At 37.7% G+C, this 15529-nt stretch carries 11 protein-coding genes, 4 tRNA genes, 3 rRNA genes and 1 riboswitch; of the genes, 2 read left to right on the plus strand and 16 right to left on the minus strand.

Annotated elements, in window-relative coordinates:
- Positions 1–55: 55 nt before the first annotated feature.
- Positions 56–697 (minus strand): flavin reductase family protein, encoded by a 642-nt coding sequence (locus GXM21_RS09560; RefSeq protein WP_008537162.1) that lies wholly within the window; start codon positions 695–697, stop codon positions 56–58.
- A gap of 157 nt (positions 698–854) precedes the next feature.
- Here GXM21_RS09560 and GXM21_RS09565 point away from each other — a divergent pair, with 157 nt between their 5' ends.
- Positions 855–1730, plus strand: coding sequence for a DMT family transporter (locus GXM21_RS09565; RefSeq protein WP_008537161.1), 876 nt, complete (start codon positions 855–857; stop codon positions 1728–1730).
- Between the two features lie 38 nt (positions 1731–1768).
- Here GXM21_RS09565 and GXM21_RS09570 read toward each other — a convergent pair whose 3' ends face one another.
- Positions 1769–2569 (minus strand): amino acid ABC transporter substrate-binding protein, encoded by an 801-nt coding sequence (locus tag GXM21_RS09570; RefSeq protein WP_008537159.1) that lies wholly within the window; start codon positions 2567–2569, stop codon positions 1769–1771.
- Between the two features lie 211 nt (positions 2570–2780).
- Here GXM21_RS09570 and GXM21_RS09575 point away from each other — a divergent pair, with 211 nt between their 5' ends.
- Positions 2781–3236 carry a DUF441 domain-containing protein gene (locus tag GXM21_RS09575; RefSeq protein WP_008537158.1) on the plus strand — a complete coding sequence of 152 codons (456 nt, stop codon included), beginning with the start codon at positions 2781–2783 and terminating at the stop codon, positions 3234–3236.
- Between the two features lie 57 nt (positions 3237–3293).
- Here GXM21_RS09575 and crcB read toward each other — a convergent pair whose 3' ends face one another.
- The 14 genes from crcB to glyA form a co-directional block, all read right to left on the minus strand.
- Positions 3294–3668: a fluoride efflux transporter CrcB gene (gene crcB, locus GXM21_RS09580; RefSeq protein WP_008537157.1), complete on the minus strand. Its 375-nt coding sequence runs from the start codon at positions 3666–3668 to the stop codon at positions 3294–3296.
- A 75-nt stretch (positions 3669–3743) separates the two neighbouring features.
- Positions 3744–3808, minus strand: a riboswitch (Fluoride riboswitch).
- Between the two features lie 47 nt (positions 3809–3855).
- Positions 3856–3931, minus strand: a tRNA-Val gene (locus GXM21_RS09585).
- 7 nt (positions 3932–3938) lie between these two features.
- Positions 3939–4013, minus strand: a tRNA-Glu gene (locus GXM21_RS09590).
- Positions 4014–4020: 7 nt separating this feature from the next.
- Positions 4021–4096, minus strand: a tRNA-Lys gene (locus tag GXM21_RS09595).
- Between the two features lie 6 nt (positions 4097–4102).
- Positions 4103–4177, minus strand: a tRNA-Gln gene (locus tag GXM21_RS09600).
- 5 nt (positions 4178–4182) lie between these two features.
- Positions 4183–4299 (minus strand): 5S ribosomal RNA (gene rrf / locus GXM21_RS09605).
- A gap of 81 nt (positions 4300–4380) precedes the next feature.
- Positions 4381–7293, minus strand: a 23S ribosomal RNA gene (locus GXM21_RS09610).
- 309 nt (positions 7294–7602) lie between these two features.
- Positions 7603–9157 (minus strand): 16S ribosomal RNA (locus tag GXM21_RS09615).
- Together the 16S, 23S and 5S rRNA genes with 4 tRNA genes alongside form the textbook arrangement of a ribosomal RNA operon.
- Before the next feature lie 456 nt (positions 9158–9613).
- Positions 9614–10744 carry a DUF362 domain-containing protein gene (locus GXM21_RS09620; RefSeq protein WP_008540015.1) on the minus strand — a complete coding sequence of 377 codons (1131 nt, stop codon included), beginning with the start codon at positions 10742–10744 and terminating at the stop codon, positions 9614–9616.
- Positions 10745–10809: 65 nt separating this feature from the next.
- Positions 10810–11970 carry a non-hydrolyzing UDP-N-acetylglucosamine 2-epimerase gene (wecB, locus tag GXM21_RS09625; RefSeq protein WP_008540014.1) on the minus strand — a complete coding sequence of 387 codons (1161 nt, stop codon included), beginning with the start codon at positions 11968–11970 and terminating at the stop codon, positions 10810–10812.
- Between the two features lie 55 nt (positions 11971–12025).
- Positions 12026–13054 (minus strand): glycosyltransferase family 4 protein, encoded by a 1029-nt coding sequence (locus GXM21_RS09630; RefSeq protein WP_008540013.1) that lies wholly within the window; start codon positions 13052–13054, stop codon positions 12026–12028.
- An 89-nt stretch (positions 13055–13143) separates the two neighbouring features.
- Positions 13144–13599: a deoxycytidylate deaminase gene (locus GXM21_RS09635; protein ID WP_008540012.1), complete on the minus strand. Its 456-nt coding sequence runs from the start codon at positions 13597–13599 to the stop codon at positions 13144–13146.
- Positions 13600–13612: 13 nt separating this feature from the next.
- The gene (upp, locus tag GXM21_RS09640; RefSeq protein WP_008540011.1) at positions 13613–14248 is read right to left on the minus strand and encodes a uracil phosphoribosyltransferase; all 636 of its coding nucleotides are present in this window, start codon (positions 14246–14248) and stop codon (positions 13613–13615) included.
- A gap of 18 nt (positions 14249–14266) precedes the next feature.
- Complete coding sequence (gene glyA, locus GXM21_RS09645; RefSeq protein WP_008540010.1) at positions 14267–15517, minus strand: serine hydroxymethyltransferase; 1251 nt, start codon at positions 15515–15517, stop codon at positions 14267–14269.
- Positions 15518–15529: the final 12 nt, after the last annotated feature.

Raw genomic sequence — 15529 nt, forward strand, 5'->3', positions numbered from 1 at the left:
TAAATTAATAAAAGCTGACCTAATAATGGTCAGCTTTTTATTTTACCAATTTATCTTATTGTTTTTTAAACATAGATTTTGGTTGTTTACAAATTGGGCAAACAAAATCTTCTGGTTCTTTAGTTAAATCACCTTCATAAATATATCCACAAATTTGGCAAGCCCATGTTTCTTTATCTGTTATTTTTTCTGGAGCCTGATAAGTAGGTGCATTTTTAGGAGCTTTACCTTTGATTACTTCATGATAATATTTATAAGTCATTGGATTGTAATCAGAAGTTACTTTCGCATCTTGTACACGCGCTAAAATCACATAATGAGTTTCCATTTCTGTCATTGTAATAACTTCTGCTGTTATATGCGCACAACTATTTTCATTTACTACAGGAAGTCCGTCCATATATTCCCAAGCAAAAATATCGCCATCAAATTTATCTGTATCTCTACCAGAAGAAAAACCTAATTTAGCAATTACATTCTGTGTTGTTTTTTCAGATAAAATAGATACAGAAAATCTACCTGTGCGTTTTATACAATCATAAGTATAGTTGTTTTTATTCATGCTAATAGCAATCACTGGATTATCGCTAGTGATTTGAATAACTGTATTTACAATACAACCTGTCGGTCTTTCTCCATCTAATGTGCCAATAGCATACATTCCGTAACTTAATTTCCATAATGCTGACATTTCCATAATTTCTTCTCCTCAACTCAATTCTAATAAATAATTATTATTAATTAATATCTTATTTAAATTTTAATACAATAATCCTCCAAAAGCAATACTTATTTACAATAAATAAAAAAAATAATAGAATATATCTATTATTTTCATATTTCAGGAGGTTCTTATGTCTTGCCAATTAAAAGGTACACTATTTATAGTTACAGGTACTATACTTTGGGGGGCTTCTGGTGTATTATCCCAACATTTATTTGTTGATAAAATCATCTCTGCCGAGTGGCTTGTTACTGTTCGTCTAATTTTATCTGGTATTATTTTATTATGTATTGATGCCATCTTAAATAAAGGCGATATTTTTTCTATTTGGCGCACTAAAGATAAATTTCCATTAATTTGTTTTGGTATCTTTGGTATGCTAGGTGTTCAATATACATATTTTGGTACAATCATTCACAGTAATGCTGCTACAGCTACTATACTGCAATATTTAATGCCTATTGTAATCGTATTTTACTTATTGTTCACCACTCATCGCTTACCTTCTTTTAAAGAATTATTTTCTATCTTTCTTGCTATGGTCGGAACTTTCTTTTTAGTTACTAAAGGAAATTTTTCCACTCTAGCTATATCTTTAGAGGCTCTTATCTGGGGACTTGTTTGTGCTTGCTTTGCTGCCTTTTATACATTGCAACCTCGAACTATTATCAAAAAATGGCGTTCCACACTAATCATTGGCTGGGGTATGCTAATCGGTGGTATCTTGATGTCCTTTTATCAAAAACCATGGGAATTCAATGGCATATGGGATTTAGATACAGCTCTTACTTTATCTGCTATCATTATTTTTGGTACAGCAATAGCATTTTGTGCTTATCTTGAAAGTACAAAATATCTCTCTCCTACAAAAATTAGCGTTTTTGCTTCTTTAGAACCTTTTTCTTCAATTATTTTATCAATTATCTTCTTAAATATTTCCTTTGGTTTATTTGAATTAATTGGTGCTATCATCATTATTTTAGCTGTAACTATATTATCCAAATAAAAAGCGAGAACTTTTCGTCCTCGCTTTTATTTATCTTATTATTTTGTAGTGATATCTTTACCAAACCATTTTTCGGAAATTTTAGCGATTGTACCATCAGCTTTCATTTCATTCATTACTTTTTGAACTTCATCACGAAGAGCTTGGTTGTCTTTTGCAAATGCAATACCAAAATCAGTAGGTTCACCTACAACAATATCAGTTTCTTTGAAAGAATCAGCATGTTTTTGCATGTAATAAGTACCGATGAGTTCATCAGTTACTACTGCATCAATTCTACCATTTTCTAAATCCATGAAAGCATCAATGTAATCACCATATTTTTTTACTTCAGCAAATTGTGCAGCATAATCTTGGTTATTATCTAAGAAATCTTCTGCTGTACTACCGCTTTGAGTACCGATTACTTTACCTTTTAACTGGTCAAGAGATTTTATATCAGAATTAACTGGAACGAAGATAACTTGACGATTTTTCATGTAAGGATCACTAAATAACATATTTTCTTTACGTTTTTCAGTAATATCTAAACCGTTCCAAAGAATATCTACACGACCGCTTTTAAGTTCAGCTTCTTTACTAGACCAATCAATTGCTTTGAATTCTACTGGACGATTAAGTCTTTTTGTTGCTTCTTTTGCTAAATCTACGTCAAAACCAACAATTTCATTATTTTCATCTTTAAAGCCCATTGGTGGATAACTATCATCTAAACCAATAACGATAGGTTTATCACTGCCACCAGTAGCAGAAGATGTTTCTTTTTCCTCACTTCCACAGCCAGCTACTAACATTGCGCCTAAAAGCATAGACATACATAGCAATAATACCTTTTTCATAAATATTTCCTCCTAATACGAATATATATTATCTATAATTGCATTGTAATACTTTAATTAGCTAAAGCATTAACTTGTTATATTGTAACAAAAATAAATTAAAAAAGCTATAGTTTTTTAGAAAAAATTTTAAAGAATTTTTGTTTTTTCAAAAACCATATGCTACAATAAAAAAACAATTTAAGAAAATTTAATTAAAGGACGTGTTTATATGAGTAATGAATATATTATTCTTTTAGTACTTTTAGCCTTAAGTTATATTGGACATAATATGTCCGTTTTTTATGCTGTTGGTGTAATTTTAATTTTAAAAGTTTTCCAGTTAGATGCTCTAATGCAATTCGTAGAAACAAATGGTTTAAATTATGGAATCATATTACTTACAATTGCCATTTTAATACCTCTAGCTACTGGTAAGATAACAATTCAAATGATGATACATAGTTTTACCTCTCCTGTCGGTATATTGGCCCTATTAGCCGGTGTATTTGCTGCTATTGCTGGTGGCTCTGGTGTCTCTTTATTAAAGGACTCTCCAGATATTGTATCATCTCTTATCATTGGTACAATGATTGGTGTATTTTTCTTTAAAGGAGTTGCTGTTGGACCTTTAATCGCTGCTGGTATGACTTATATGGTTTTAAGTTTATTAAAAGTTTTTCATTAATATTGCAATATATAAAAGATAAAGGCGATACAAATAAATGTATCGCCTTTATTATTATTAAAAAGCCATATAGATTAATATTCTACCTATCCAAACTGCTAAAAGCCCACCAAATGTATTTAATCCTACATTTAATACTACAGAAATGAAATCTCCCGTACGCCACAATATTAGAGTTTCATTTGTAAATGATGAAAAAGTAGTAAGTCCACCTAAAAACCCTACTGTCAAAAATAAAGAAAGATAGGGCGATGTTCCTTGTATTTTTTCTGTTAATAATGTAGCTATCATGCCAATTAAGAAGCAACCTATTAAATTTACAGCTAAGGTACCATAAGGAAAATATCCTAATTTATTTATATATGTAGTGATTAAATATCGCATAGCACCACCCAAAGCACAACCTAACATAACAACTAATAAATTACTCATAAAAATCTCCTCACTATTTTATTATCTTTTTATAAAATAAAAAACTCCTGTTATATATATTTAAAATAAAAATATAATATAACAGGAGTCATTACTGTATCTATACAGATTTATCGGTGAACTCCATCACCATCTATTTATTTATAAAATAAAAAAACTCCTTGAAATCAAGGAGATTAATTACTAATGGTGGGCGGTAACAGGATCGAACTGCTGACATCTTGCTTGTAAGGCAAGCGCTCTCCCAGCTGAGCTAACCGCCCGAGAGATTGGTGACGCGTATGGGATTCGAACCCATGAAGCCGCCGTGAAAGGGCGGTGTCTTAACCACTTGACCAACGCGCCAAAGAGATGGTGGCTCACCCGAGATTCGAACTCGGGACACCCTGATTAAAAGTCAGGTGCTCTGCCAACTGAGCTAGTGAACCGATATATGGCAGGGGTAGCTGGATTCGAACCAACGCATGTGGGAGTCAAAGTCCCATGCCTTACCGCTTGGCGATACCCCTATCATAACTGGCAACTTCCTATCCTCCCAGCACGTCTCCATGCAAGTACTTTTGGCCTCTAAATGCTTAACTACTGTGTTCGGTATGGGTACAGGTGGAACCATTTAGGCATCGTCACCAGATATTCTCTTTTTTCTTTTTTGAAAGATATTAATCTTTCAAAACCACTCAGAAGATTACTTTGCTCCAAGTCATTTCTTTTTTAAGTTAAGCTCTCGACATATTAGTACCAGTACGCTACATTCATTACTGAACTTCTACTCCTGGCCTATCAACCTCGTCATCTTCAAGGTGTCTTTCAAGCTTTCGCTTTGGGAGACCTCATCTTAAGGCAAGTTTCACGCTTAGATGCTTTCAGCGTTTATCTTTTCCAGACGTAGCTACCCAACTGTACCCCTGGCGGGATAATTGGTACACCATTGGTCCGTCCACTCCGGTCCTCTCGTACTAGGAGCAGCCCCCTTCAAGTCTCTTACGCCCGCGATGGATATGGACCGAACTGTCTCACGACGTTCTGAACCCAGCTCACGTACCACTTTAATGGGCGAACAGCCCAACCCTTGGGACCTGCTCCAGCCCCAGGATGTGATGAGCCGACATCGAGGTGCCAAACCTCCCCGTCGATATGGACTCTTGGGAGAGATTAGCCTGTTATCCCCAGGGTAGCTTTTATCCGTTGAGCGATGGCCCTTCCACTCGGAACCACCGGATCACTAAGCCCTACTTTCGTACCTGCTCGTCGTGTCTGACTCGCAGTCAAGCTCCCTTCTGCCTTTACACTCTTTGCGCGGTTTCCGTTCGCGCTGAGGGAACCTTTGGGCGCCTCCGTTACATTTTGGGAGGCGACCGCCCCAGTCAAACTGCCCGCCTGATACTGTCCTGAGAGTCGTTACTTCTTCAGTTAGAGGTCCAATAAATAAAGGGTGGTATCCCAAGGTTGACTCCATATCAGCTAACGCCAATACTTCTCCGTCTCCCACCTATCCTGTACGTTATTTACCGAACATCAATGTCAGGTTGCAGTAAAGCTCCATGGGGTCTTTCTGTCCAGTCGCGGGTAACCTGCATCTTCACAGGTACTTCAATTTCACCGGGTCCCTCGTTGAGACAGTGCCCAAGTCGTTACACCTTTCGTGCGGGTCGGAACTTACCCGACAAGGAATTTCGCTACCTTAGGACCGTTATAGTTACGGCCGCCGTTTACTGGGGCTTCAATTCAAGCCTTCGAGTTTCCTCTAAGCCCTCCTCTTAACCTTCCAGCACCGGGCAGGTGTCAGCACCTATACGTCAGATTTCTCTTTTGCAGGCACCTGTGTTTGTGCTAAACAGTCGCTTGGGCCTCTCTTGTGCCACCGGCTGACGCTCCAGAAGTAAATCCCTTCACATCCTCCGGCTATCCTTATCCCTAAGTTACGGATACAATTTGCCGAGTTCCTTAACGAGGGTTGTCCCGCGCACCTTAGGATTCTCTCCCCGCCTACCTGTGTCGGTTTCGGTACGGGCGCCTCATCTCTCACTAGAAGCTTTTCTCGACAGCATGGCTCACTTGAATTTGACTTTACCGAAGTATCGTCTATCTATCAGTTCTCGGTCTTATACAGTACGGATTTACCTATACTGCAACCTACCACCTTCGACACGCACATCCATTCGCGTGCTCAAGCTACCTTCTGTGTCACTCCATTGCTCAAACGATTTGAAGCGGTACAGGAATATTAACCTGTTGTCCATCGCCTATGCTTTTTGCCTCGGCTTAGGTCCCGACTTACCCTGAGTCGACGAGCGTTGCTCAGGAAACCTTAGGCTTTCGGTGGAACAGATTCTCACTGTTCTTTTCGCTACTCATACCGGCATTCTCTCTTGTATATCCTCCAGCGCTCCTTCCGGTACACCTTCAGTCGGATATACAACGCTCCCCTACCCAGAATTATATAATCCTGCCGCGACTTCGGTTCTGTACTTGAGCCCCGGACATCTTCGGCGCAAGGCCTCTCGACCAGTGAGCTATTACGCACTCTTTTAATGGTGGCTGCTTCTAAGCCAACATCCTGGTTGTTTATGAAGTCTTACATCCTTTTCCACTTAGTACAGCATTGGGGACCTTAGTCGGCGGTCTGGGCTGTTTCCCTCTTGACTACGGGTCTTATCACTCGCAGTCTGACTCCCAGGGTCTTAATTATAGCCATTCGAAGTTTGACTAGGGTCGGTAGGCTTTACGCCCCCTTGCCAGATCAGTGCTCTACCGTCTATAATCTTCCCTGAGGCTAGCCCTAAAGCTATTTCGGGGAGTACCAGCTATCTCCGCGTTCGATTGGCATTTCACCCCTATCCACGGTTCATCCCAAAGTTTTTCAACACTCACGGGTTCGGTCCTCCACGCATTTTTACCTGCGCTTCAACCTGACCATGGATAGATCACTGCGGTTTCGGGTCTACACCATGTTACTAGTCGCCCTATTAAGACTCGCTTTCGCTTCGGCTCCGTGTCTCCCACTTAACCTCGCAACATAATGTAACTCGCCGGTTCATTCTTCAATAGGCACGCCGTCGCACTCTTAAGGTGCTTCGACTGCTTGTAGACATACGGTTTCAGGTTCTATTTCACTCCCCTCCCGGGGTTCTTTTCACCTTTCCCTCACGGTACTATGCGCTATCGGTCGCCAAGTAGTATTTTGCCTTGGAGGGTGGTCCCCCCTGCTTCCTGCAAGGTTTCACGTGTCTCGCAGTACTCTGGATACCAGCCCGATTGACTTCTTTTCGCCTACAGGTGTTTTACCTTCTGTGCATGGCCTTTCCAAACCATTCGACTAAGAAGTTTCCTCTTTTTGCCGGTCCTCAACCCCACAAAACCGAAGTTTCATGGTTTGGGCTCTTCCCCTTTCGCTCGCCGCTACTTAGGGAATCTCAATTGATTACTTTTCCTCTGGGTACTTAGATGTTTCAGTTCCCCAGGTCTGCCTCTTTCGTACCATCACATGACTGATGGTGGGTTGCCCCATTCGGATATGCATGGATCACTGGATGCTTGCTCCTACCCATGCCTTTTCGCAGCTTACCGCGTCCTTCATCGGCTCTTGGCGCCAAGGCATCCGCCGTATGCCCTTGTTCACTTAACTTACTTAAGGTCATTTGCGTTTGTCTTCGCTAATGTAATTTGTTTAAATCCTAAAATGCTTGGTTCAATCCACTTTAAACTCATAAGAGAAGCTAATTCTTTTAATGAGGTTAGAACTTTTGTTCTAACTATAGTATCTGTAAATGATAAATCATTAACAGCCTACTTATATGGTGAATTTGTTTTTTTTGCATTTCTTCTTCTGTGCAGTTTTCAAAGATCAATATCTGAGAGAAATATTCTCTCAAAACCAAACAATGCTCGAATGTGCTCGACACATGCCGTTACCTCGGTAACGCATGCTCCTTAGAAAGGAGGTGATCCAGCCGCACCTTCCGATACGGCTACCTTGTTACGACTTCACCCCAATCATCGCCCCCACCTTAGACGGTCGGTACCATAGGCCCTTAGCCGGCTTCGGGTGTGAATGACTTTCGTGGTGTGACGGGCGGTGTGTACAAGGCCCGGGAACGTATTCACCGCAGTATGCTGACCTGCGATTACTAGCGATTCCGACTTCATGTAGGCGAGTTTCAGCCTACAATCCGAACTGAGAGATGCTTTTAGGGATCCGCTCCACCTCGCGATTTCGCTTCCCTCTGTTCATCCCATTGTAGTACGTGTGTAGCCCAAGACGTAAGGGGCATGATGACTTGACGTCATCCCCGCCTTCCTCCGCGTTGTCCGCGGCAGTCTACTATGAGTTCCCATCCGAAATGCTGGCAACATAGTATAGGGGTTGCGCTCGTTGCGGGACTTAACCCAACATCTCACGACACGAGCTGACGACAGCCATGCACCACCTGTTTTCTTGTTCTCCGAAGAGAAGGAACTTATCTCTAAGTCTTTCAATCAATGTCAAGTCTTGGTAAGGTTCTTCGCGTTGCGTCGAATTAAACCACATACTCCACCGCTTGTGCGGGCCCCCGTCAATTCCTTTGAGTTTCAACCTTGCGGCCGTACTCCCCAGGCGGGATACTTATTGCGTTAACTCCGGCACGGAAGGAGTCGATACCTCCCACACCTAGTATCCATCGTTTACGGCTAGGACTACCGGGGTATCTAATCCCGTTCGCTACCCTAGCTTTCGAGCCTCAGCGTCAGTTACAGTCCAGAAAGCCGCCTTCGCCACTGGTGTTCTTCCCAATATCTACGCATTTCACCGCTACACTGGGAATTCCGCTTTCCTCTCCTGCACTCAAGAAAACCAGTTCGGACCCCATCACGGGGTTGAGCCCCGCACTTTTAAGATCCGCTTAGTTTCCCGCCTGCGCTCCCTTTACGCCCAATAATTCCGGACAACGCTTGCCGCCTACGTATTACCGCGGCTGCTGGCACGTAGTTAGCCGTGGCTTCCTCGTTAGGTACCGTCAAATAAAAACCTTATTATGATTCTTACCCTTCGTCCCTAACAACAGAACTTTACGATCCTAAGACCTTCATCGTTCACGCGGCGTTGCTCCGTCAGGCTTTCGCCCATTGCGGAAGATTCCCCACTGCTGCCTCCCGTAGGAGTCTGGGCCGTGTCTCAGTCCCAATGTGGCCGTTCATCCTCTCAGACCGGCTACTGATCGTCGCCTTGGTGGGCCTTTACCCTCACCAACTAGCTAATCAGACGCAAGCTCATCTTCAAGCGGAAGCTTATGTCAGAGGCCTCCTTTAGTAAGTGTCTCATGCGATACTCTTACATTCATTCGGTATTAGCACCCCTTTCGAAGTGTTGTCCCCATCTTGAAGGTAGATTGCTTACGCGTTACTCACCCGTTCGCCACTTGGTGTTTACCGAAATAAACACCCCGTTCGACTTGCATGTGTTAAGCACGCCGCCAGCGTTCGTCCTGAGCCAGGATCAAACTCTCCAAAAAAAATTATTTTTCGAAGAACCGATTGGCTCTTTAATTATCTGTTTAAAAAGAATTTATTAGGTAATCTGCTATACAGCAGATACCGCACATTCGTTTATGTTAGAAAACATATTGTGCATTGTTTAGTTTTCAAAGAACATTTCTGTTTTTCCAACTCTCTCGAGCTGACTTTTAAAATTATATCTTATGTTTTTTGTTTTGTCAACAACTTTTTCAAACTTTTTTATTTTGTTTGTTTTGCTGTTTTCAAAACTCTTTATTTTGTTTGTTGCTCATCAGCAACGTTGATTATTATATATCATATACATAAAACTTGTCAATAACTTTTTTCAAACTTTTTTATAAAAATATAAAAAAAGTTTGAAAACCCATATATATCAATATATTAAGGGTTAAAAACAATAAAAGAATAGCCACTTTTATAAGTTACTATCCTTTTATTTTTCTTCATTATTTTTACTTATATATACCTATATATTTCAATAAAGATAAAATCAAACCATCTTTTAAATCTACAGCTTGGTGTGGACATAATTCTTGACAACAATAACATCTTATACACTTTTGATAATCAATATTTACTTTTTTATCTATTATAGTTATTGCTTTTGGTGGACAATGATGACTACATCTACCACAAGCTACACAATTTTTATTTATTACAGGTTTAGATGTTAACTGATTTTGCCCCAATTTTAAAATAAATTTTGGTACATATGTATCTTGCATAGATTTATATGTATGTGGCTTTGCGAAATGAAATTGCTCATCTTTTCCATCACCAACAACTTTTATATCTTTTAAACGAATAATTCTTTTTTCTTCAATACCAGCTGCAGCAATTGGCATTGCTTCTGCGTCAAGACCCATCTTATCTGCCATAATTAAATCAGCAGCAAAACCGTCACTACTTGCGATAATGATTTTAGCATCTACAACATCACCACTCATAGGACCTTGACCTTCCATAGCTGTTATACCATCAATAATATTCAATGTCGGTTTTATTGTTTGATATAAATCTACCATCACATGGGCAAAATCTATATGTTTTTGCATTCTTAAGTGAAATCTAGCTTTATCTGTACCTACTATACAGCCAAAAAGATTTTTAACAGCTCCTGTAACTCCCATAAAAACATGAGTTTTCATCTTTGCTACTGAAATGATTTTGTCAAAATCAGATAAACAATCTACCAACTCAAATTGTTTGATAAATCTACCTTCCATATAATTGTAAGCTTTACTTTGTTTAAAATATACAAATGGAACGTTTTCCTCTTCACAAATTGTTAATATACCTGTTCTTTTTGCTGTAGATTTTAAATTGCTAATTCCTGGTGAATCGCCAACAGCTGGTAAAGCTCCCATATTTTTTACTGCTTTTATAACAGCTCTTACTACTTCTGGATGAGTTGTTACTGCTTTTTCAGGTGTTACATTCGTCAACATATTAGGTTTTATTAAAACTTTGTCACCTTTTTTTATAAAATTTTGCCAACCTCCAATTAAATTTACTGCGTCATTTACAGCCTTATCTACAGTTTCGATATTATAATTATCAGCTTTCACTACTGATACTTTCATTACTTATAATTCCTTTCATTAATAAAAATGCCAAAACTCAATAAATAAGTCTTGGCATTTTCATATTATTTACCAGCAATAAAACTATCTGGTTTTTCTTGTGATAAACCATAATGATATAAAATAGCTTCAATAATTCGTTTAGAAGCTTTACCATCACCATATGGATTACATGTATTTGCCATACGTTGATATTCATCATGATCAGTCAATAAATATTTTGTTTCTTCATATACTTTTTGACGTTCTGTACCAATTAATTTTACAGTACCTGCTTTAACTGCTTCAGGTCGTTCTGTTGTATCACGAAGAACTAATACAGGTTTTCCTAAAGATGGAGCTTCTTCTTGAATTCCGCCTGAATCAGTCAATACCAAAAATGCTCTATGCATTAAATTAGCAAATGGTTCATAATCTAATGGATCAATTAAATGTACAGCTTTGATATTGCCCAATTCTTCATTAACCACTTCACGAACTTTTGGATTTTTATGCACTGGGAATACAATTTCTACATCATCAAATTCATTGACTATATCTTTTAAAGCTTTATATACATGACGCATTGGTTCGCCTAAATTTTCACGACGATGAGTTGTTACCAAAATGATACGTTTATTTTCATAATCTATATTTGCTAATTTTTCATCATCAAATTTAAAATCATCTGTTACTGTCTTATGCAATGCGTCAATAACTGTATTTCCTGTTACGAAAATTTTATCTTCTTTTGTTCCTTCAGCTTTCAAATTACCACTAGCTGTATCAGTAGGAGCAAAATGAAGATCTGCTATTGCACCTGTTAATTTGCGGTTCATTTCTTCTGGGAATGGTGAGTATTTATTATATGTGCGCAAACCAGCTTCTACATGACCTACTGCTGTTTCATGATAATAAGCTGCTAATGCACCTGCAAAAGTAGTAGTTGTATCACCATGAACTAATACTATATCAGGTTTTTCTTTAGATAATACTTCATTTAAGCCATTCATAGCTTTAGTTGTAATATCAAACAAAGTTTGACCTTGTGCCATGATATTTAAATCGTAATCTGGCTTAATATTAAATAAATTCAAAACTTGGTCCAACATATCACGATGTTGAGCTGTTACTGCAACTATTGGTGTGATTAAATCAGGATATTTTTTCAATTCCAACACCACAGGTGCCATTTTAATTGCTTCTGGTCGTGTACCAAAAACTGTCATTACTTTAATTTTCTTCATATTTATACCTCATATATACAAAAAAGGCAGGTTTTCCCTGCCTTTTCTTTAATAACTAATGTGTTCCTGCATTATTTTTCATACTGAAAATACCTATTTTTTTAGCACCAAATAGGATTATTACAGCTACAAATACAACAATCATAACAGCTACACTAGTACTTACTTCAGTTAAGGCAATCGCCGCTAAACCTAAGAATGCACTGAAAACATACATTAAGAGTACAGCCTGTCTTTGGGAAAAGCCCATTGCCAATAAACGATGATGTAAATGTCCTTTATCTGGCTTAAATATAGGAACTCCTCCACGGTAACGACGTACAATCGCAAAAGTAGTATCTAATATTGGTAGTCCTAAAGCTAATATCGGTACAATAAGCGCTATAGTAGCAGCACTCTTTACAGCACCTATAACAGAGATAGCTGCAAACATATATCCTAAGAACATACTGCCTGTATCTCCCATGAAAATTCTTGCTGGATTAAAATTATAATGCAAAAATCCTAAAGATGAACCTGCTAAGGCTGCTGTTAAAAATACTACTGGTAAATCACCACTTTGCAAAGCTACTAAAAGTATAGTAACAGTCGCAATTGTTGATACCCCAGCTGCTAAACCATCTAAACCATCAATCAAATTAACTGTATTAGTAATTCCAACTATCCAAAAAATAGTAACTGGAATTGCTAAATATTCCAAAAAGATAAAATCACCAAATGGGTCTGTAATAAAATCAATTCTAATATCAAATGCCACTAAAATACATGCAGCCAAAATCTGTCCTAATAACTTCACTTTTGCAGGAAGACTGATGAAATCGTCTATTATACCTACAATTACAATGAAAGTTCCACCTAATAATAAACCTACAATTTCTTTGCTAAAATCAAGCATACTACAAACTGCTATCATGAAAGCCAAATAAATCGCAAGTCCTCCTAAACGAGGAATAGGTTTTTTATGAACTTTTCTTGGGTCTGGCTTATCCATGGCACCTGTTTTAACTGCAAATTTTATAACTAACGGTGTTAGGGCATATACAGCTATTAATGCTGTAATAAATGCTAAAAAATAACTAGGCATTACATTCGCACTCCTTTTCCATTAACACAGATTATAACTCACTAATAATTTGATTGTCAATAAATAATCAAGCCTATTTTGCTTATTTATCATTGTATTTCACTAGGAGCTACCTCAATAATGGAACCATCTGTTTCTAAATATACAACTTTTGCAATCATAGCATTTTTTAACATTCTACGACAAAGTAAGCAAGGTTTACCAGATGCTAATGTACCATCAGCATTATAACCTACTATATAAATAGTTGCTCCCTTCATCTTTACAGGGTCAGCTGCAATAACTGCATTTTGTTCAGCATGAACTGCTACACAAAGCTCATAACGCTGTCCTTTCGGAACATTATATTTTTCACGTTCACAATTACCAGTATCTATACAGTTTACTTCGCCTCTTGGTGCACCATTATAACCAGTGGAAATAATGATTTTATCTTTTACAATAATTGCACCATATTTGCGTCTTAAACATGTGGAACGTTTGCCCACTGCTGTGGCAATATCTAAAAAATATGTGGTCCAATCAGGACGAACTTGTTTTGTCATTTATAAAAACCTCTTAAATAGTACCAAAAATTCTATCGCCAGCATCACCAATACCTGGAACAATATATCCATGTTCGTTCAAATGATCATCTACACAAGCTGTGTAAACTGGGATGTCTGGATGTCTTTCATTAAATGCCTTTATACCTTCTGGAGCAGATAATAAACACATGAAAATCATGGATTTTGCTCCACGTTTTTTTAGCATTTCTACAGCTTCTATTGCTGAACCACCAGTAGCAAGCATAGGATCTACTACTAATAATAAACGTTCATCAATATCTTTTGGCATTTTACAAAAATATTCAACTGGCTCTAATGTTTTTTCATCACGATATAGACCAATATGACCAATTTTCGCAGCTGGTATTAAATTAATAATACCATTAACCATGCCAAGACCTGCACGTAAAATAGGAACTACTGCCACTTTTTTTCCTGCTAATGTTTTTGCTACACATTTTGCCACAGGAGTTTCTATTTCTATATCTTTTGTTGGGAAATCTCTTGTTACTTCATAAGCCATTAACATAGAAATTTCATCTAATAATTGACGAAAATCTTTTGCACCTGTTTCTTTTTTACGCATTAAAGTCAACTTATGTTGAATTAATGGATGTTTTATAATATTTACTTTTAAATCTGACATAATATCCTCTTATTTTTCTTATTCTTCATATAATGGGAATTTCTTACAAATAGCTTGAACTTTTGCTTTTGTTGTTTCAATAACAGCACTATCTTCGCGATTTTCGATAACATCAGCAATGATATCTGCTACTTCACGAATATCTTCTTCTTTTAATCCTCTAGTTGTAAGTGCTGGTGTTCCTAGACGAATACCACTTGTTACAAATGGACTCAATGGTTCAAATGGAATTGTATTTCTATTTGCTGTGATACCTATTTCATCTAATAAGAATTGAGCTTCTTTTCCTGTGATATTTTTAGAGCGCAAATCTACAAGCATTAAATGATTATCTGTACCACCTGATACAATTCTAAATCCTTTTTTCACAAGTTCATCTGCTAAGGCTTTTGCATTATCTAAAACTTGTTGCTGATAAACTTTAAATTCATCACTTAAAGCTTCTTTAAATGCTACTGCTTTTGCTGCTATTACATGCATCAATGGGCCACCTTGAATACCAGGGAAAATAGCTTTATTAAATTGTTTGCCAAATTCTGCATCACGACAGAGGATTAAACCACCACGAGGTCCTCTAAGTGTTTTATGTGTAGTTGTTGTTACTACATCTGCATATGGCACTGGGCTTGGGTGAAGTCCTGCTGCTACTAAACCTGCGATATGTGCCATATCAATCATGAGATATGCACCTACAGATTTTGCAATCTGTGCCATGCGTTCAAAATCGATAACTCTAGAATAAGCACTAGCTCCACCAACGATTAATTTTGGTTGATGTTCTTTTGCTAATCTTTCTAATTCATCATAATCGATGCGTTCAGTTTCTTTATCTACACCATAAGGAATAATTTTAAAATATTTACCAGAAATATTTACAGGGCTACCATGTGTTAAATGACCACCATCTGTAAGGTTCATACCTAAAATAGTATCTCCTGGCTGTAGCAAAGCAAAATATACTGCTGTATTTGCTTGTGCTCCGGAATGTGGTTGTACATTTGCATATTCTGCACCAAATAATTTTTTAGCACGGTCAATTGCTAATTGTTCTACAACATCAACATATTCACAACCGCCATAATAACGCTTACCTGGATAACCTTCTGCATATTTATTTGTAAGTACACTACCTTGTGCTTGCATAACAGCTTTACTTACAATATTTTCTGAAGCAATCATTTCCAATTTATCACGTTGACGAGAAAGTTCTTTGTTGATGGCTTCTTGTATTTCTGTATCAACAACATCTAAATTTTTCAATAAATCCATATAATTATTCCT

The organism is Megamonas funiformis (assembly GCF_010669225.1).
Taxonomy (GTDB): Bacteria; Bacillota; Negativicutes; order Selenomonadales; family Selenomonadaceae; genus Megamonas; species Megamonas funiformis.